Genomic DNA, 16552 nt, shown 5'->3' with positions numbered 1-16552 from the left:
ACCTACGCTACGGTGCTGGTCGAGTGCTTACATCCTGTTCGAAGCTGTGCTGTACTCGGGTTGTTGTCGTTTCGATCTCGACCCCCTCGACTTTGTGGATCGATAGGGTATCTCGCAGGAGCTCAAGCGCGGGCGTCCGTCCATCTGTCCTTCGCCACGATGCTCTTGACGTCTGTGCCGTTGGTGCGAGGGTGGTGATGGATGGGCCGTACCACTCATCTTCGTCGGGCCTAAACCAGAGATTCGCACGGGTCGGAATCTTGTCGTCCTCGCGCGCGTGGAGTACCGACGCGGCTTTGTGGAACAGTATGACGTTGTGTCCGCCAGCGTCATCGCTTTTTGCCTTCGATTGCACTGATCGGAAGTAGATGCCATCGAGATTGAGACTCGGGTCGGTCGAAAGGTAGTCAGCAACTGCTTGCGTAATCAGATACCCATCTTCGGTCATAGAGGGCATGACGGCCATTGTCAGTTTGGCCTCCAGCTGCTTCAAGAATGCGACGCGCTCAACAAGCGGAGCCGTCTCTGGATCAAAGAGGCTGCGCGATGGATCTACACGTGTCGCACGGAGAGCGCTTAGGTCGAGCAAGCGAAGTGGTCGAATTATTCTAAATGCCGCAGTGACGACCTTGCTCCCGACTGGGGGTCGAACTTCACGTAAGGCCGTTCTCTCGTCTCGAGCACCGTAGAAGACGCTCACACCTTTTGCGTTCATACGGCCGGCGGTGACGAAGACCGGCGCCGGCGGCCCGAGTTCACGCTCCGGGTGCTCGAGCGCTCGCTCCATGGCTTGCTCCGTCTCGAAAACCCTCGCGCGAAAGAGGGTATGAATGTTGCGGTCGGGGCCTACTTCAAGAATCGCGCCTCTTCCATCTTCTGTTCGGTCGTCGTGAATGCCACCGAACACCCTTGCGAGGGTTTCTACAACCGCAGGATTCACCAATCGGGCTTCTTCGCGGAGGCTGCGTTCCATCCTGTGCCAGGCGGCTCCGAACTCTCCCGCGGACGCGTCTTCGCGGATGAACCATGGGTCGTCGTCGTATTTAGAGCTATCGCTGTTGCCCCAGCCATCGCGGAGAACTGCGTCGAGGTCATAGGTCGACGTCTCATCCTCTGGGTTGAGCCATTGGCTCAGAATCGTGAGCAGCTGCTCCCCCCGTGGCGCGCGATCAAAGTGAACTACGGCCCAGTCGTCGCTCGTGAGGGTATAGAACCGATCGATAACTTCGTCGCACCGCGCCGCCAAGTCCACCATGCTGTACGTCGGACCAATCTCCTCGCAGTAGTCACATTGCTCGTTGATTGTCTCACTTCGACCGATCTCTATACGCAGGTAGGGGTCGGTGACGCAGTTTGCGCAAATCCGATTGCTGTCCTTCATCTGGTAATCCGCACGTTGTCGTGGTCTCGCTCGTGGCGTCTCACCCGCCCGAGACGTGGGGCGGGAACTGTAGACCGGCATTGTGCAGCAAGACTGCCGAGGTCGGCGGGGTGGGGTAGGCGCCGGCCGCGGATGTGGCCCGAGCGAAGTCCTGCTCCGAAACGACTGTTTTGACGGCACTAGGCGCTCTACCAAGGCGGATCCGGGGGGCGGTCAATGGGCTGCACCCGTTTGAGGATAGCTTGGTGAGCGCCGTCGAGCCGTCCTCCTGCAGGGGCAAGGATCCCAGGGCCGTTCCGGCGGGGCGATAAATGGGGCGCAAGCAGCTGTATCTTGCGGATTCGGGGCATCAGATCTAACATGTGCATGTTAGATCGCATGCGCATGTGATTTCACTTGCTCAAGTGATTTTGCGTGCGCATGTGATTTCACGCGGACAAGTGAGAACCTATGGAATTGCGCCCGAACGAATCACCACACAACCTCGCTTCTGAGGCTTTCCTCAAATTGTTCCAGGAAGCGGATGGATGGGGTATAGCGACGGTGGACGAGGAGGCCGATAAAGCCGCCGACTTTATCCTGACCGACGATCAGGGCCACCGATATGTTGGGGTGGTGAAAGCCTTCAATAACGGGCGGGCCGATTACGTGACTGGGGCCTTCGCTCAGGCCGTTCTGGAGGCGCGTAAGCACGCCAGGGACCACCACGTCCGGCCGGCAGTACTTATCTGGGCCGGAAGCCTCTCGCCGTCGCTAATCGATCGCCTTTCAGCTTTCCACGATGAGTATGGCAACGGCGAACCATTCGCCGTGCTTTCCGGGGATGGCCGTCGGTTCGTAAAGTTCCCAGGCTTTGAGATTGATGAGGATGAGGCTACGCCGTCCCTCCGTTCGAGACGGATCCGTAGTACCCAGCAGCCGAGGTTGGTCTTTTCAGACCTGAACCAGTGGATGCTCAAGTGCCTACTCGCTGTAGATATCCATCACTCAGAACGTCTGATTTCTACGATGCCGACGCTCATCAAGTCTGCGACGGAACTGGCACAAGTCGCTCTCGTCTCCGTAATGACGGCAACCCGTCTGGTCAACGCATTGAGGGAAGAAGGGTTCCTCGAGACCGTTCCGTTTCATAACGTTCCGTATCTCAAGGTCGTGCAGCGGCGGAAGCTCGCGAAGCGGTGGAAGGCTGAGTATCAGCGATCGCCATCTGCAGTGGCTATGAAGTTCCTGCGCCCAGGTGGGGGGGACGCGCAGGTGCAGAAATGGGCGAGGAAGCACGGGGGGGCGATGGGGCTCTTCGCGGCAGCCGACCTGCTTGGTTTCGGCCACGTCCATGGTGTCCCACCAGCTGTTTGGGTTTCCAGCCTGGATGAGGCAGTCCACTCGAAGGAACTGCGCCGGGCAAAGGAGGGGGAGCGCCCCGACCTCATTTTGCAGCAGCCTAGCTTCCCTCAATCTTTGGCACGAGGGTCTATCACTCGTGACAACGTGCGGGTGACAGACATCATCCAAACGTGGCTCGACGTTTCTTCGCACCCCTCGCGAGGAGTGGAACAGGCCGAGGAGCTGGAGCACGGAATTCTTGCAAGCGTTGTTGGAGAGAGCAATTGAGTGAGTTAGTTGAATTCAGTACCCTCGCGGTGACCTTGGCGCCATGGCGGTCCAAGATCGTTTTCGTCGGGGGATGGGCGTTCCGGCTCTATAGGTATGAGCCACGCGCCTACAAGCCCGAGCACAAACCCATTTTCACGCAAGACGCGGACGTCGCTTACGCGGAGCGCGAAGCGCTCGAGGGCGATATCAAGACTGCGCTCGAAGGGGCCGGGTTCAAGGAGGAACCGAACTTCGCAGGAGACTTCAAACCCCCCGCGATGCGGTACACCATGGGCGAGGGAGCGAAGGCCTTCTACGCGGAATTTCTGACTCCGCTGACTGGCAGCCCGATGCGGCGCAACAAGGCGACGAAGCAGTGGGAAAAGGACGCGACCGAAGCGAAAGCCGGCGTGGTGGCCCAGAAGCTGCGCCACCTCGAGGTGCTTCTATACGAACCGTGGACGGTCACGATCCCGGGCGAAGAGTCGGGCCTAGGCGAGGCCGTGCCTGATCTCCAGATCCCGAATCCAGTGAGTTTCATGCTCCAGAAGGTATTGATCCGCGACGACCGGATTCCGGAAAAGCGGGCTCAGGACGTGCTCTACATCCACGACGCGATGCTTCACTTCGGGAACGCGATCGAGGACGAGCTGATCCCGATCTGGAAGCAGTTGCAGGGCACGATGACTGAGGCACAACAGAAGTCGGTTCGAGCCGGCGTCGACGAGCTGTTCACGGACGTCAACGACATCATCCGCGCCGCCGTTGAAATCGCCGGGCCGGAGCGCGACATCGATCCGGAAGATATGCTGCGGCTCTGTCGCGGTGGATTCGACGAGCTATTTGGCGAGGCAGAGTAGGCGTAGGGGGCACTGCCCCCTGCTGCATCCGGTCTGCGCGGATCAGGACTGAGGCTTTCAGTCACCTCACCAAGGGCCTTAGTCGACGATCGCTGTCATCTATGCCTCGTCGACCTGTGTCCACAATGCATCGACTACTCCGGCCTACCGCGGCACAGAAGGGTCTCTTTCTATACCAGGCGTACCGGGCTGGTCTGCCACGTGTGACTGGCTAGGATTCCCCTTCTTCCTCGCCTTCCTGCCAGTAGATGTAGTTGAACAAGGCATCGAGTTCCGAGAAGTTGGCCAAACCAAGCTGTCGCTGAACAGTCTTGGCATCCTCGCAGAAGCGGGTATATAGCTCGCCGTCAACGCCTGCCTTGGCCGGATGCAGAGGGTAGCCGACGAACCCGGCGGTCGTAAGGCCGTTCACCGCATTCTGGTTCATGACCGGATACCGTTTATTGTCGATCGCATGCAACACCTCGGTCAGCAGGTTCACGCCGGCACCCTGGATTCCGAGGAAGTGCCGCCGAAGTATCTCGAAGGCTTCTGCCGGCGGCGGCTTGCTGCGCCCGAGGATGTCTGCCAAGGCGGCCACAAAGAGTGGCGCCTTCGCCGTGATTCTGGTTTTCTGTCTATGCAGACCACCCGAGTGGAATCGTCGATACAGGCTTTCGTACATAGGAAGAAATGTGCTTGCAGGGGGCCGTTGCAAGGCGGCTAGCTCTTGAATGCGGGCTTTGGCCTCGGCAACGTACCGAGCGCGAATAGCCCGCTGCGCAGCGAAGCCACTTTGGGAGTCGTCTCGCTTCATCTCCGCTAACTGGTAGGCAAGGACGCTCAGATCGGGGGTCGCTTCGCGACTGATCTTGTCGGCGCGCTTTTTTGCCATGTCGCGCCACGCCCTTTGCACGGCAAACTGCCGGGCGTAGTCGTCGATCCTCTCTTTGGTCGCAGGCAGGACAACTTCGCCGCCAATCAATTCATCAAAGAACGCCGCTACCTCGTCGACGAGCGTCCCGTCTGCATCGTCAACACGGACTGAGGCTTCATAGTTGGTTGAGAGGCCTCCGGCCGTCAAATTGGCGGACCCAACAAAGACCGTCGATCGACCCGAGTCCGCGAATGCGTAGACCTTAGGATGAAACGTTTCCTCGGTGTAACTCAGGTATAGCTCTAAGGGGTGCGCCTTGGAAAGCCTGAACAGAGTCCGGAGCAACGCCGGATCCGTGAGGTGAAAACTTAGCCCAATGGCAAACCTGGCTGTCATGCCGCGGCGAAGGGACTTTTCCAACGTCTTGAGGATCAGCTTGAGCGCTGAGCCCTTTGCGAACGCCACCATGCAGTCCAAGTGACGCGCCCGCCCGATCAACTCGAGAAAGGCATCAGCGTGACCGGTTTGCTCACCGTTGAGCACCAATTGAACTTTACTTTTCAACTGCTCCGCTCCTGTTGATGTCACGGATTTTTGCGGCGTACTTCAACAGAAGACGATGTCGCCCGAGACGCGCGAACCGTTCGTCCGGTGCGCGACAGGATCTATGCTCAATTGGTGCAGTTGCGGGCAAGATCAGTTAGTCGGCGAATAGCCCTGATCGTCCTGACGTAGCCGACCTACACGGTGCGCGGATTGACCGCATCAGGCCAAACGGAGTTCGGCCATCTGACGCAATCTGATTGTTCTAGTCCGGGCCTTTTCGCGTAAGGAGTCGATGGGCCGGCTTACTCTTCGCCAGGCCACCACGCCTGGGGCTGGGGGGCGCCGACCAGATAGTCCTCGAGCTGCTTGCCTTCCAGCCACTTCGGACGCTTTCCTTTGCCAGACCATTTTTTCCCCGTCTGAGGGTCGTAGTACTTGGCAGGCCCCTTGGTCTTCACCTTGTCGTAGCCGAGCGCCACACGGATCTCTTTCTCCGTGATTTTCAGCAGGGCCACGTCTTCCTTCAATTGAGCGAGGACTGTTGCGATCTCGCGAGCACGTGCGTCGGCGAGCAGCTCGTTGACGCGTCCTAGATCAGCCCGAAGCGTGTTGAGATCAGCCATGTTCGATGTAGTGGTACCGGCGGTCCGGCGAAACCGCATTTTACCTTGGTCTAGAAGAGGACCCTAGGCCGGTCGGCCGACCTCTGGCGCCGGCGCGAGGCGGATGGCGCTAGACGTCGACGATCTCCGACAGTCCGTCGAAGGTGAGGTCGGGAAAACGCGTCCGCCAAGCGCGAAGCTCTGCGTCGAGCTCCTCCCGACTTGCGAGCCCGTCGAGCTTCACCCCTTCTTCTGCAGCCTTCATCGCTCGATAGGCATCGGCGAGCGCTGGCACGAGGCCGGGGCAGTGCATAGACGCGCCGCCTGACGTCGAGAGTCTCACGCCGTGAAGTGTCGAGCCGTTTTTGGGTGCGACCTGAACGTATAGGTCGTCGTTGCCACCGAAGAAGATCACGAGCCGTTGCTGTTCTTCCTCGGGCAGGTCGCGATCGTCGGTCAGGTAGGATGCGGTCGGGCTATCCATTCTGGCTCCGGGCATGTGGACGGGCAGCCGACAGTGCCGGCGTCAGCTCCCTTTGCGGGCCGAATGCTTGTCGACGACCAACTTCAGTGCCGCAATCGATTCGGCCGTCGCGCTTTTCCACCGTCCAGTCTCATCCGCCTGCCAGACGTCCCCAGTTTCCAGGTCAACCGATAGCCACTTTGTCGGGCAACGGGACTCAACGATCAGGCTGCGGGTCTCCGGCGCCTCGGCCGCGACACGGCCGTCGATCAACGTGCGCGTCTGGTTTTGGACGCCCGCGAAGCGCCAGTGAATATGGCCGGCTTTGACCAGCTTCTCGGCCTTTCTCGCCTCCGCCATAAAACGGTCCGCTGCTTTGGCCGCGACCGTGCGCTGCTCGGGCGTCGGGCGACGCGGACCACTGAGGCTTTTCAGGAGGAAGTCGACGGCCTGCGACTTCCGGAAAAACGGATGCTTGGCGAACAGCGTCACAAACGTCGCCCAGGAGGCTTCAAGTTTCTTGTCGGTTTGGCTTGTCGTCGTCATGGCGGGGTTTAAGTATCCGAGGCGTGCGTTCTCAGCGGGATTCCTGCCAAGTTACACCGTCCTGGCACACGAACAACTTGCCCTCATTGTCCGCTCTTGCCCCTTGCCCAGAAAGACACGGCCGGCCGGGTGCGGGAGAGTGAAGGTACATCCATCCGCCACCGAGTACGGCGAGCGCCAAGGCCGTCACGATTGTGCTTGCCGTAGTGACTTTCACGATCAGTTGCCCTTCCGTAGCTCCGAACAAACGAAACGCGCCGCCAAACGCTCTAGCGTACGTCTCCGTTAGGAGAATAGTCCATGGCGATCGTCTGTTGCGATCGAGTCGACCGTCCCGCTGGTCAGGTCAGCCGATGCTGAATCCGGAGTGCAGATTTGGGACGCTTCCGCGGAGGATACCGTATCAGGGTTCCAGCTGGCAGACTCAACTGCGGAGGTTGCCGCCGCAGCGTCGATAGCAGCCTGCCGCGCCTCGGCTTCCTCGATCCGGTGATCCTCGATCGACGAGATTACCAGGGTCCGAAAACTGAGAGGCAGGTCGGTCAGATAGTACAGCCAGAGGTCAGAATCGTCTGAGTACGATGCCGATGCGGCGCCGCCTCGCGCCGCTGCATCGCCGGAATGATGGTTGGCTGATCCTCGTTGGAAGCTTGATCCAGTCGACATGCCTGTTCGGCCGACACGAGCGATGTCCGCGATCGCGGCCGCCGCCGACGGCGGGACCGAGATTTCGCGCCTTGCAGCCTGAGCCATCAGGCTTTCCAGGTCGCGCGCCTTGAGGATTTGCGCGTCGAGCTCGTTCTTTCGCGCGGCAAGCTCGGACAGCTCATTGTCGATCCTTCGCAGGTCGCCGTACTTCACTTGATCGAGGTGGGCGGCCAACCGCGTCTGCAGTAGCTGAAGTGTGCTGTTGTAGCCCCGGCCGGCGAAGACACCGAGGAACCGTCGATGCGTATGAAATGCCTCAACTACCGACGTCGAGACAAACGGTGCGACGGTCGATTGAAGGTTCCGAAGCACATCCGCCGAGATGGCGGGGAGAAGGGCCGCGACGGTCGAACTGAGATACGACTTGCGCTGGGCGGTCAGGTCATAGATCTGACCCGCGATGCCGTCCAGACGTGTCTGCAAAGCTTCGCGAGCTTGGGCGAGTGTGTCGGCCGCGCCGCCGTATTCGGGTTGGGTGTTCTGGTCGTTCATGCGGGGCTCCCTACTGTGATGGGTGTACCGTCTTCCCGCCGGCTAGCGAAGTAGTCAGCGAAATACTCCTTGAGGCCTGTCTTGCTCATTCCGGGCGCCCACTCGAGCGGAGCACCCGGCGCGATCTGCAGATCGGTCCACGGGTCGAAGCCGAGGTCGGTGATATCGTGCATGCGGAGGAAGTACCTACGATCGACGGCGTCGCCGTGCCAAAGGTGACGGATCTGCCCAGGCACGACGCCGAGGCTCCCCTGAACACGCGCATGGAAGCGTTCACCCCAAGCCTTGAGATGCGCAATCTGCCGCTCGTCGCGCTTGAGCGCGTTCGTGATGCAGAAGTTGTAGTCGCCGAAGATCGCGTGAGCCATGAAATGATCCGCGCTCCCAGAGACAGCGGTCTCGTACAGGCCAACCTCGTCGAAGAGCTCGCGCCGCATCGCCCATCCGTAACCTGTATGTCCATGCGCGTCGTATCGGCCGGCGTTGAGAAGAGACGGCTTGCGTCGCATCATCGCGGCGAACGAGTGGGCGATGTTCGGCTTCTCGCCGACGACGTTGCCCTGCTCCAGCCTCAAGCAAGACTCCCAGACCTGCGCAACCTTATGGACGGTCAGAACCTGCTCAAGGTCTGCGAGCCAGTTGGAGTTGTCGAACAAGATGTCGCAGTCGAACCAGCAAACGAAGCGGCAAGACGGCGGCAACCAGGATGCGGCGAGATTGAGTAGCCGCTCCTTCTGCCAAAGAAGTGTCGTCGAGCGGATCTGGATCACGTCGAGCGAAGGGTGGAGCTCGAACGGTGCATCTCCGAAAGCACACTCCACGGTGATACAGGGGACGCCCGAGCGCCGCATGCCTTCGACGAACAGATCGTAGTTGTGGCGGCGTGTGGCGTATCCGCAGGGATTGAAGTAGGTGGTGATGACGACAGTCTTGCTCATCGGTGCGGAGAGGCAGGAAGAGTGATGAATCAGCCGACGATCGAAAGGAGTCCAGGCCTGGCCATGTGGGTTTCGGGGCTGTGGAAGCGTGCCGTCAGGTACGTTGTATCCGGTCCACCAGCATCAGAGGAATTTCGTGGTGGGGCGCTGGACTGGACTACTGCTCACTGGCTCCGGCGTGAACTTCGGGAGAGACCGATGCTGTTACCTCCCAATGCTCGCCGCTTGGCTCCAGTGCACCGATGGGGGTGGGCTCGCCCGGGCGCACCATGGTCTCGGTGGTAAGGATGCTCTCGGTGACGACTGGCAATTGAACGGTCCCGAGAGGGCTTTTGGCGTCGACAAGCGCGTCGAGATGCGTCTTGGAGATCCGGAGCTTCACGAATACCGTGCCGTCCGGTTGGGCCGTCGGCGTGGCGGTGATAAAGAGGCTGGTCGTGAGAATTCCGTGTCTCGGGCCATCCTGGGAGCAGCTGTCCGATCCGACATAAGTCACTGCGGTCGCGTCTTTGCGGCAAATGCCGCTCACGAAGGTTGTTTCCACCTCGCGTTGGACAACGCCAGGCTGCCCGTTGCCTACAACCATTCCTACTTGGTACGGGTTGACTACTTTACCGCCACGAGTCCGGAACTCGAGGACGATAGAGGTGCCACCGCGGTCGTCTGCTGCCCGGGCGGACGTCGGTGTTTCGGGATTTGCCTGCGGTATGGCCGGTGCGGAGGTAACGGCCGGCGTCGCTGCGTAGGTTGCGGATGTGCACAGGGCGGATGACGCGGCGGCGATAAGGATCACGCCGATGAACTTTACGGGGTTCAAGAAGGGCCTCCTAGTGCTGCGGGTTGTTTGGAGAAGGTGGTGAGCCTCCGAGTGCCCGCATGCGCCAACTGGCTACTTGGAGATGGCCAAACTGTAGCGCTTCGCCGGTACGAATCCGCGAACGAATGAGCGTTGTAAATACAGGGTGTTTCTAGGGAGGGAAGTGATTGCGGAGGGCTCGGTTGCTGGGATCCAGCCGACAGCGATGTTGGCGCAAGATCCCTCCTCTCGTCGGGGTAGCCGCCAGACGTTTGTTATTCACGTGACACGACACCTACGTGAATGTGGCGAGAAGTGAATCAAGAAAAGCAACGTTATCAGTCTGGTTTTCAGGCCGGAGTGTCCCTTACGAGCAATCGCGCGTGTCGGGCGATCGCGTGGGTAGTCGGCCGAGCACGATCGGCGTCATTCCGAGCCTGATTTGTGACCCCCGCGGACAGACTTCCAGTGAGAGGTCCTTTCATTGAATCACCCTTTGAACAAGAACCCATCGACGAGCACGCTTCGGATTCCGATGATTCGGGTCAGCATCCACATCAGCACGGCCACCCAGGACAAAACCGCGAAGAGAGTCCATGGCATCTCGGCGATCAATGCAAACGGCGAAGGATAGTGGCCTGGTGATCGGGACACGTCAACGGTCGCAAACAGCGTGTCGTGAAAGATCGCAACCCCAGTTGCAATCGGGGCGGTAATGACCGCGCAACGCCCGGCGCCGATAGCAAAGAGCACCAAAACAATCACCGGCAGCATCAAGATTTCCATGCACTTTCCTCAATCAGTTCGTCGTCGTTTCAGATTCGCCTTGCATGCTGCGGGGGAATTGAATGCTGCGAGCTCCTGGGCTGCGGTTAGCTCACTGTCCCACTCGCGGAGAGCGGCAAGGTGGGAGGCGATGAGTCGCAAGTCTCGCTGAACGAGCGGTCGTGCAAGAGCAGCGACATTCTGCCGGTATTTCTCGACCGTGCACGCGTCGCGCGGCGGGATCACGACTCCTGCGAACAGCAAACGCCAGTTTCGGCTCGCAAGCAGAAGGGCCGTCGGCTCGAGTGCAACGGAGGCCCTTCGGATTTGACAGCCAGCCGCGGTCAGTGCTTCGCTGGTTTTTCGGAGGTGACATTGATCATCAGCGGGCCGTTCGGCCCGCTTGCGCAGACCTGACGGGTTCCATCCGGATAGTTCAGGATGTCGCCCATCGCCATGGGGACGTTCGCATAGACGCAGCCAGTCCGCCCGATTGCGGTCAACCGAGCGGTCGTGGTAGTGGGACCCGATTGCTCGGCGACGGAGTACGTCGCCGCAGATGCGACGGCCGGAATTACAAACAGCATGGCAACAGCAATACCATATCTCATTGAATCTCCTAGTTGACGTGTTCGAACAGACTTGAGGGTATCCGGTCGACCGGAGGCGAACACCTAGAAAATGGTAGTTATTCCGGCTGCTATTCGACCTCAGAGCGGAACGATCGGAATGTTCCAACCGACGAAGACTGAACGTCCTGGCGCCTCTTTGACGCCGTGTGGCTTCCGGTCATCGAAGAGGAACCACTCGCCGGCTTGAGGCGCATGACGGACCTTGCCTTGGCGGAACATCAGGCCGTCGTTGTGGAGCACAATCATAAGTACCAGGCCTTCGTCGTCGGTATGGGCGTCTACGGCAGCAGTTGCGACGAGAACCTCCTCACGCCCTCGAAAGCCACTTTCGGCTTTCCGGTAGCCGAGCGAAGCCAGGTCCGGCAGCCATACCGCGCCGCCGGTGCGCGCCCATAAGGGAATAGCGTAGGTTTCGACGGCGTCGCCACAAAACTCGGTCGCTTCGGCGGCCGCGTAGAACTCCTCCGCCAACCTCGCTGAGCCACGCACGACGGGGTCGGGTAGTGCAACGCGGCCGAGGATTGGACCTATTGGTAGCGCGGATTGGCGTGGAATGGCGGTGGTGCGCATGGTGGATGCTGATCGTGGGTCGCTGTTCACTTGGCAGAAACGCGGAAGTATACGATCTGCGATCGGCGCAGGTGAGGATACTGACGGCCCCAATCAAAGTTCTCTGCCGCGCCAGAGTGCGTCGCTCCATTCGCAAGTACGAGCTCGACGCGAGTCCTCGGTTCAAGGCCCTCAGGGATTCGATACGCGCCGTCCTCAGGCCGGCGCTTTGAGGGCGAGGAGGGATCCCAGTGGAGGTACGCCGCGACCTCGTCACCGAGGGCCAGGCGTATGGCGGCGAGGTCGGCAATTTCCGCGCCGGCGGAGATCGCTGCGTCGACCTGGCGGGTAGTGTTCAGGTTCGCGATGTTGTGGCCCAGTGCAATGCTCGAAGCGCCTTCCATCGGCGAAAGCCGATACGCCTCGAGGCACGAGTTGGCACCGTAAGCCCGAACGGCCCGACGGGTTCGATCGGTGTACGCGAGCACGTCTCTCGGGAAATGGCGGCTGTAACACGCCCGCAGTGCGGGTAGGACGGCTGCCGCGCCGCTATAGCCAGCTGTGTTGGTTTGGGCGAGCACTTTGCTCGGCCATCCATCAGTCGCCAGTTGCAGCATGTGATTCACGCGGCGCCAGCAGCCGTCCGTCGTTCGTACAACGGTCCAGTCGCTGCCATTGGTGTTGAGATACGTCATGAGATCCTCTAGGAAGCGCGAGATAGGTGCAGCCCGCTGCATTGGGCAGAGTCTTCCTAGGCTACCTGCCGCGATCGGATGTCAAGGAGCGCGCCCACGGGTACCGCGGTTGTGGTTTCGGATGGCCGGCCCGCCAGGATGGCTCCGTTCCTTCGGCGTTCGGCTTTCCATCAGGTCTCGAACCTACCGACGGTGCAGATCATTCGGTGATCAGCCGCATTTAAAGGAATCGGTGGACACGTCGATATAGACACGGTGCTAGTTGTCGAGTCAAATATGGATCAGAAACGGGGCGTGCCGCGAATCAATGATGGAATCAGGGAACGTTAGAATCCGGCTGCAGCACCTAAATGCTGACATAAACTCACACGGGGAAGTGAATGAGTACTGACACTGAACACGAAAAGGAAATTTCCTTAGGCAAAGCCGCGGAATCGGAAATGGCCTTGGTCACCAAGGTTCCTCCTGGTGAGAAACCTCAAGCAAGCTGCGCGTCGAACGATCGTGCAAACCAAGCAGATCGGATATGGGATATTCCGACTCTGTCGGCAGGAACGACAGCCACGAAGCTCGTTCTCGGTGTTGCTGCCACGGGTATTGTTGCGGCAGTCTTGTGCTTTCTCGCGGGATATGTCTCGAATTCATTCAACCTCTCTCCCGAGCAGTACGGTGTGTTTCTCGCGCTTCTCTCCGTAGTCGCAGGCGGGGTGATTGGTTACGCTGACCCCCGCCCAAAGCTCATAAAGCAGCTAACGGAAGTGCACGACGAAGAGGCAAAGGCGATAGCGCTGAGGGCAAAGACCGACGCTGGTTGGTGCACCGTAGGGATGGCCTGCTTTGGCGTCCCAGCGATACTCGCGCGGATCTACCCACCTGCTGCCCTTAACTTCGTCCCGCACAACATCACCGCCGGCTTCGTCGCAGGAGCGGTCTTGACCCTGGCGTTCGGTACCGCCATTTCGCTTCGCACAAACGGAGCAGAGTTCGCCCGGCAGGTCCTGAAGATGCGCAAGCGCAATGAGGACTTGCAGAAGAAGCTGGATGACGAGAAGAAGCTGCAGGAGAAACTGGAAGCCGGAACGGAATGACCGATCCACTCGTTTGATGGATGGATGGCTGGCTGGCGCAGTCGGAAGCGGGAACGATCACGACGGCGATTTTCAGTCAACAGACGCGCAGGCGTCCCGCATGTCGGCAGGTAGTCCGACACTGGAGGTAACGCACATGAAGGAAACGAACTTCGCGGCACATATTGCTGAGGAACTGCGAAATCCCGTCACCCGCATCCTTGTTGGTTCAACTGGGAGCGGGTACAGGGCTGCAATCGCGGCTGCATTGCGCGTCGGACCGACGTTGATTTACGAGCCGCCCACCAAGTAAGACCGTACAGTCCCTGGTCGCTTGGGGGGCAGCCACGATAGAAAGATCATCTGCTCAACTTCGGAGTGTCAGTTATGACCAACGAGACAAAGCAAGGCGCAGCACAACCCACCGTCGATACTTGCTCGTCGAGCGCACCGTTCAAGTTCCAAGCTCATGGTGCGGACACCGGTCATAGCATCGTGATCGGCCCGACGAACCGCGGCATGAGCGTGTATGACGCCTTTCGCCTCAGCGATGCTGAACGGGCCAGTATCCTCTCGACCGGCTGGACGACGTCGGAAAGTAGCCATGAAGGCGCTTAAGGCGATTGGGATTGATCTGCTCGGCGCGGTCGGCGAGCTCGGTGATTGGTTTTCGTTTGCCGTCACAGCCGGCCTCGTCGCAGTGCTGGTCCTCCTAGGCATCGTGACGCGTCAGATTGGCGCACTTGAAGGCCTTCACAACTACGCCGTCGCGATGGTCGTCAGTGCCGGCTTAGTGACTTTCTCAGTTGTCGCGGCGAAATTCCACTCCCGCCTTCAGTAGGCGCCAGATGCAGCTTCCCACTGGGACCGACGAACCGAGGTCTCACCTTTTAACGACAACGGACAAGTGAAATCGATGGATCAAGTGACCTTTTCTGTCGCTGCGGGAGTTGCACTCACCCTCGCACTGTACGTCGGACTGCGTGCTGGGATGATCCTCGGCCGCCGCGACGGAATCCAGTTAGGCAAGCTCCAGATTCTCCGCGATTGGGCAGTCGTCAACACGCGTCGCTGACCAAGGACCCGATCGAATGAGCAAGCAACCTGTCGACCAGATCGCGCGAATCGAGGGAATTCCCTTCGCCGATGGCTACTACTGGTACTACAAGAGGGGCGAGCCCCTTCCGAGCCTGGTGCTCGTAGGCGAACGTGACGAGCAGCGGGTGTTCAAGGATGGCCCAGCCGTCTGCAAGACATGGTGGCCGGGGGAGTTCTTCGTCGGACCGATCGCGCCGCCGTTCCCGACACCAGACCATCTCGCATTGAATCCACGCGGGATCGACGAAGAACCCATATCAATGGAACTGGCAGCAGGGTTGCTGTTGCCAGACAGCGCAGCTTCATAAAAGCGCCTAGGCCAAGGCCCGAGACGAAATGAAGAATCAGAGAGAGTCGGTCGTTCAGCTACCCACGAAGATCGTTGCACGGCGGATGGCGGAGGAAGATGCGAAGGTGCTTCGCCGTGCGCCCGTTTCGCCCTTGGACCGGTATCAGCAGTCGATCGCCCGCTGTGCAGACTGGAAGATCCAGGAAATGCCGGTGATGACGTTGCCGCGTGGACTCACGGATTTTCTCAGCCTCGAACTCCGGGACCGCGGGAACGCACTGATTGAGGAGACACGGCAGCTGAACAACGGGTTCGTCGGGGTTTTCATGTCCGAGGTGGTGGCCCTGATGGTTGCCGACTTCGAGCTTCACGATTTGCGTGAGCGGGTCCTCAAATGGACCGAGGAAGCCATCTCAGAAGTGGTGTATCGATATCGCCGCCAGATTCAACGTTCGCCCTACGACGCGTACATGCACCTATCAGATGCATTTCTCGGAGACATCGATACTCGCATTGCCCACGGCGAAGACCGGATGTATCAGCGAGTCTGGGGTAGTGTGATTGATTGCATGGCTTATCTGATGATCGAGGCTTGCTTCATCAAGACCGGATACGCCACGTTGAAATTCGATGATAGCCCGGCACATCGAGCGAGCCTGATCGGGCCGATCACCAAGAATCAGGGCGAGGTTCATGCGTTTAGCGGCATTCAGAACTTATTCGGCGTTGAGCCGGCCGCGTATCTGAAGGCGGTAGTGTTAGCGCCTCTAGCTAAGGTGCTGCGCAGCGACAGGTTTGCTGAAAGTCGCGGTGATCTCAGGGCGCGGCTCAACACGTACCTCGGCGATCTCTTGGAAGCCTGGCCCCGCCTCTGCGGGTCAGCGAGATCCTGGAGGTACATCTTCTCGATCCCCGGAACCGGTTGTTCGGCCGCGTTCCGGTTCATTGCGTCACAGGGAGTCGGGACGATCTACGTCTCTGACAGCGAAGAGAGTCTGCGCCGCGGCCTGGAAACAAATTTCTTTAGAGGCGCGTTCAACATTGGTCTAGACGGGGCGCTCAGTGTCATCTCGCATCCATGGCTGACCCTCGATCGCGCGCTCGACGAAAGCGATGCCCTAAGTGTCTCTGTGTGGTTGCTTGAGCAAGTGCACGAGAAGGCCGTAGAAGACTATCTGAAGATTCGCCATCTCCCGCCCGCAGGTTCGGACAGTGAGTCGGACCTCGATGCGACCACGCTCGAGCCGGATCAGATCGACGCTGGTGAGATGGCGACTTACGCGGCTTGGCTGGACGAAGTGCGCGGGGTAGAGGGGGAGGGCGGCCAACCATCGAGCGAGAGCTGGGACGCGAACGAGGCGGCGCAGATCGCGATGCACGCCTTGCCGCAGATTCGCCAAAGTCGCTTTTTCAAGGTCCTCAGGGCCTGCGGCGTCGAGGTTGTGCAAGGCAAAGGATCTGAGAAGAAGCTGTTGAGGGCAGGGGCGCACCCATTTCGACTGGGCAGCCATTACGGTCCGAATCCCACGATCCCGTCTTTCTTGGCCTGCCAGATTCTCCGGCGCCTCGAGATCAGCCGTTCGGAGTGGGCCGCCGCGGTCAACGATATCTAAGGTGTGGCGGACGACTTGCACGCGACCGCTACGGGACGTGCCGGTGACGAAACTGACCCGCGC

The 16552-nt window shown here is 59.7% G+C and carries 21 protein-coding genes; 9 read left to right on the top strand and 12 right to left on the bottom strand.

The genetic code is table 11. The features are described 5' to 3' along the window. Positions 1-7 precede the first annotated feature (7 nt). A complete protein-coding gene (locus LXE91_RS40240; RefSeq protein WP_052760126.1) occupies positions 8-1381 on the bottom strand; it encodes an RES family NAD+ phosphorylase in 1374 nt (457 codons plus the stop codon). A gap of 450 nt (positions 1382-1831) precedes the next feature. Between LXE91_RS40240 and LXE91_RS40235 the strand changes: the two genes are divergently transcribed. Together LXE91_RS40235 and LXE91_RS40230 are read left to right on the top strand one after the other, a co-directional pair. Then, positions 1832-2992 carry a radical SAM protein gene (locus tag LXE91_RS40235; protein WP_046543812.1) on the top strand — a complete coding sequence of 387 codons (1161 nt, stop codon included), beginning with the start codon at positions 1832-1834 and terminating at the stop codon, positions 2990-2992. Continuing rightward, positions 2989-3834, top strand: a complete 846-nt coding sequence (locus LXE91_RS40230; protein ID WP_046543811.1) for a GSU2403 family nucleotidyltransferase fold protein — start codon at positions 2989-2991, stop codon at positions 3832-3834. Before LXE91_RS40235 ends, LXE91_RS40230 begins: the two co-directional genes overlap by 4 nt. A gap of 211 nt (positions 3835-4045) precedes the next feature. Here the strand turns inward: LXE91_RS40230 and LXE91_RS40225 are convergent, their stop codons facing one another. From LXE91_RS40225 to LXE91_RS40175, 11 genes are all read right to left on the bottom strand, one after another. Next, positions 4046-5254 (bottom strand): phospholipase D family protein, encoded by a 1209-nt coding sequence (locus tag LXE91_RS40225; protein WP_046543810.1) that lies wholly within the window; start codon positions 5252-5254, stop codon positions 4046-4048. A gap of 284 nt (positions 5255-5538) precedes the next feature. Continuing rightward, positions 5539-5859, bottom strand: coding sequence for an H-NS histone family protein (locus tag LXE91_RS40220; RefSeq protein ID WP_046543809.1), 321 nt, complete (start codon positions 5857-5859; stop codon positions 5539-5541). Positions 5860-5968: 109 nt separating this feature from the next. Next, positions 5969-6322 carry a hypothetical protein gene (locus LXE91_RS40215; protein WP_046543808.1) on the bottom strand — a complete coding sequence of 118 codons (354 nt, stop codon included), beginning with the start codon at positions 6320-6322 and terminating at the stop codon, positions 5969-5971. A 42-nt stretch (positions 6323-6364) separates the two neighbouring features. Next, positions 6365-6847: a hypothetical protein gene (locus LXE91_RS40210; RefSeq protein ID WP_046543807.1), complete on the bottom strand. Its 483-nt coding sequence runs from the start codon at positions 6845-6847 to the stop codon at positions 6365-6367. Between the two features lie 285 nt (positions 6848-7132). Then, entirely contained in the window at positions 7133-8047 is a 915-nt protein-coding gene (locus LXE91_RS40205; RefSeq protein WP_046543806.1) for a hypothetical protein, read from the bottom strand. Further along, entirely contained in the window at positions 8044-8985 is a 942-nt protein-coding gene (locus tag LXE91_RS40200; RefSeq protein ID WP_046543805.1) for a hypothetical protein, read from the bottom strand. The genes LXE91_RS40205 and LXE91_RS40200 overlap by 4 nt, the downstream gene beginning before the upstream one ends. 157 nt (positions 8986-9142) lie before the next feature. Beyond that, entirely contained in the window at positions 9143-9802 is a 660-nt protein-coding gene (locus LXE91_RS40195; RefSeq protein ID WP_069301978.1) for a hypothetical protein, read from the bottom strand. 468 nt (positions 9803-10270) lie between these two features. Next, on the bottom strand, positions 10271-10567 hold the full coding sequence (locus LXE91_RS40190) for a hypothetical protein (RefSeq protein WP_046543803.1): 297 nt from the start codon (positions 10565-10567) through the stop codon (positions 10271-10273). A gap of 323 nt (positions 10568-10890) precedes the next feature. Next, positions 10891-11157, bottom strand: a complete 267-nt coding sequence (locus LXE91_RS40185) for a hypothetical protein (RefSeq protein ID WP_069301979.1) — start codon at positions 11155-11157, stop codon at positions 10891-10893. A 99-nt stretch (positions 11158-11256) separates the two neighbouring features. Continuing rightward, entirely contained in the window at positions 11257-11748 is a 492-nt protein-coding gene (locus tag LXE91_RS40180) for a hypothetical protein (RefSeq protein ID WP_046543801.1), read from the bottom strand. A 26-nt stretch (positions 11749-11774) separates the two neighbouring features. Then, the gene (locus LXE91_RS40175; protein WP_135370887.1) at positions 11775-12422 is read right to left on the bottom strand and encodes a hypothetical protein; all 648 of its coding nucleotides are present in this window, start codon (positions 12420-12422) and stop codon (positions 11775-11777) included. Between the two features lie 380 nt (positions 12423-12802). Here LXE91_RS40175 and LXE91_RS40170 point away from each other — a divergent pair, with 380 nt between their 5' ends. From LXE91_RS40170 to LXE91_RS40140, 7 genes are all read left to right on the top strand, one after another. Beyond that, on the top strand, positions 12803-13510 hold the full coding sequence (locus LXE91_RS40170) for a hypothetical protein (RefSeq protein WP_135370886.1): 708 nt from the start codon (positions 12803-12805) through the stop codon (positions 13508-13510). A 136-nt stretch (positions 13511-13646) separates the two neighbouring features. Continuing rightward, entirely contained in the window at positions 13647-13802 is a 156-nt protein-coding gene (locus tag LXE91_RS40165; protein WP_158077525.1) for a hypothetical protein, read from the top strand. Between the two features lie 74 nt (positions 13803-13876). Beyond that, a complete protein-coding gene (locus tag LXE91_RS40160; RefSeq protein ID WP_135370885.1) occupies positions 13877-14107 on the top strand; it encodes a hypothetical protein in 231 nt (76 codons plus the stop codon). Beyond that, positions 14094-14330, top strand: a complete 237-nt coding sequence (locus tag LXE91_RS40155) for a hypothetical protein (protein WP_046543798.1) — start codon at positions 14094-14096, stop codon at positions 14328-14330. Before LXE91_RS40160 ends, LXE91_RS40155 begins: the two co-directional genes overlap by 14 nt. 75 nt (positions 14331-14405) lie before the next feature. After that, positions 14406-14564, top strand: coding sequence for a hypothetical protein (locus LXE91_RS40150; protein WP_158077524.1), 159 nt, complete (start codon positions 14406-14408; stop codon positions 14562-14564). Between the two features lie 16 nt (positions 14565-14580). Then, the gene (locus LXE91_RS40145; RefSeq protein ID WP_046543797.1) at positions 14581-14895 is read left to right on the top strand and encodes a hypothetical protein; all 315 of its coding nucleotides are present in this window, start codon (positions 14581-14583) and stop codon (positions 14893-14895) included. Between the two features lie 28 nt (positions 14896-14923). Continuing rightward, positions 14924-16489 carry a hypothetical protein gene (locus LXE91_RS40140; protein WP_046543796.1) on the top strand — a complete coding sequence of 522 codons (1566 nt, stop codon included), beginning with the start codon at positions 14924-14926 and terminating at the stop codon, positions 16487-16489. Positions 16490-16552 lie beyond the last annotated feature (63 nt).

Origin of the sequence: Burkholderia contaminans (assembly GCF_029633825.1) — a bacterium.
GTDB lineage: Bacteria > Pseudomonadota > Gammaproteobacteria > Burkholderiales > Burkholderiaceae > Burkholderia > Burkholderia contaminans.
This window is presented reverse-complemented; position numbering and strand designations above follow the sequence as displayed.

What these genes read in the sequence shown, in the direction of transcription:
- LXE91_RS40170 (WP_135370886.1), top strand. Translation starts at nt 12,803, where the DNA reads ATGAGTACTGACACTGAACACGAAAAGGAAATTTCCTTAGGCAAAGCC.
- LXE91_RS40205 (WP_046543806.1), bottom strand. Translation starts at nt 8,047, where the DNA reads ATGAACGACCAGAACACCCAACCCGAATACGGCGGCGCGGCCGACACA.
- LXE91_RS40235 (WP_046543812.1), top strand. Translation starts at nt 1,832, where the DNA reads ATGGAATTGCGCCCGAACGAATCACCACACAACCTCGCTTCTGAGGCT.
- LXE91_RS40220 (WP_046543809.1), bottom strand. Translation starts at nt 5,859, where the DNA reads ATGGCTGATCTCAACACGCTTCGGGCTGATCTAGGACGCGTCAACGAG.
- LXE91_RS40155 (WP_046543798.1), top strand. Translation starts at nt 14,094, where the DNA reads ATGAAGGCGCTTAAGGCGATTGGGATTGATCTGCTCGGCGCGGTCGGC.
- LXE91_RS40160 (WP_135370885.1), top strand. Translation starts at nt 13,877, where the DNA reads ATGACCAACGAGACAAAGCAAGGCGCAGCACAACCCACCGTCGATACT.
- LXE91_RS40215 (WP_046543808.1), bottom strand. Translation starts at nt 6,322, where the DNA reads ATGGATAGCCCGACCGCATCCTACCTGACCGACGATCGCGACCTGCCC.
- LXE91_RS40150 (WP_158077524.1), top strand. Translation starts at nt 14,406, where the DNA reads ATGGATCAAGTGACCTTTTCTGTCGCTGCGGGAGTTGCACTCACCCTC.
- LXE91_RS40200 (WP_046543805.1), bottom strand. Translation starts at nt 8,985, where the DNA reads ATGAGCAAGACTGTCGTCATCACCACCTACTTCAATCCCTGCGGATAC.
- LXE91_RS40240 (WP_052760126.1), bottom strand. Translation starts at nt 1,381, where the DNA reads ATGAAGGACAGCAATCGGATTTGCGCAAACTGCGTCACCGACCCCTAC.
- LXE91_RS40175 (WP_135370887.1), bottom strand. Translation starts at nt 12,422, where the DNA reads ATGACGTATCTCAACACCAATGGCAGCGACTGGACCGTTGTACGAACG.
- LXE91_RS40140 (WP_046543796.1), top strand. Translation starts at nt 14,924, where the DNA reads ATGAAGAATCAGAGAGAGTCGGTCGTTCAGCTACCCACGAAGATCGTT.
- LXE91_RS40210 (WP_046543807.1), bottom strand. Translation starts at nt 6,847, where the DNA reads ATGACGACGACAAGCCAAACCGACAAGAAACTTGAAGCCTCCTGGGCG.
- LXE91_RS40185 (WP_069301979.1), bottom strand. Translation starts at nt 11,157, where the DNA reads ATGAGATATGGTATTGCTGTTGCCATGCTGTTTGTAATTCCGGCCGTC.
- LXE91_RS40190 (WP_046543803.1), bottom strand. Translation starts at nt 10,567, where the DNA reads ATGGAAATCTTGATGCTGCCGGTGATTGTTTTGGTGCTCTTTGCTATC.
- LXE91_RS40165 (WP_158077525.1), top strand. Translation starts at nt 13,647, where the DNA reads ATGAAGGAAACGAACTTCGCGGCACATATTGCTGAGGAACTGCGAAAT.
- LXE91_RS40145 (WP_046543797.1), top strand. Translation starts at nt 14,581, where the DNA reads ATGAGCAAGCAACCTGTCGACCAGATCGCGCGAATCGAGGGAATTCCC.
- LXE91_RS40180 (WP_046543801.1), bottom strand. Translation starts at nt 11,748, where the DNA reads ATGCGCACCACCGCCATTCCACGCCAATCCGCGCTACCAATAGGTCCA.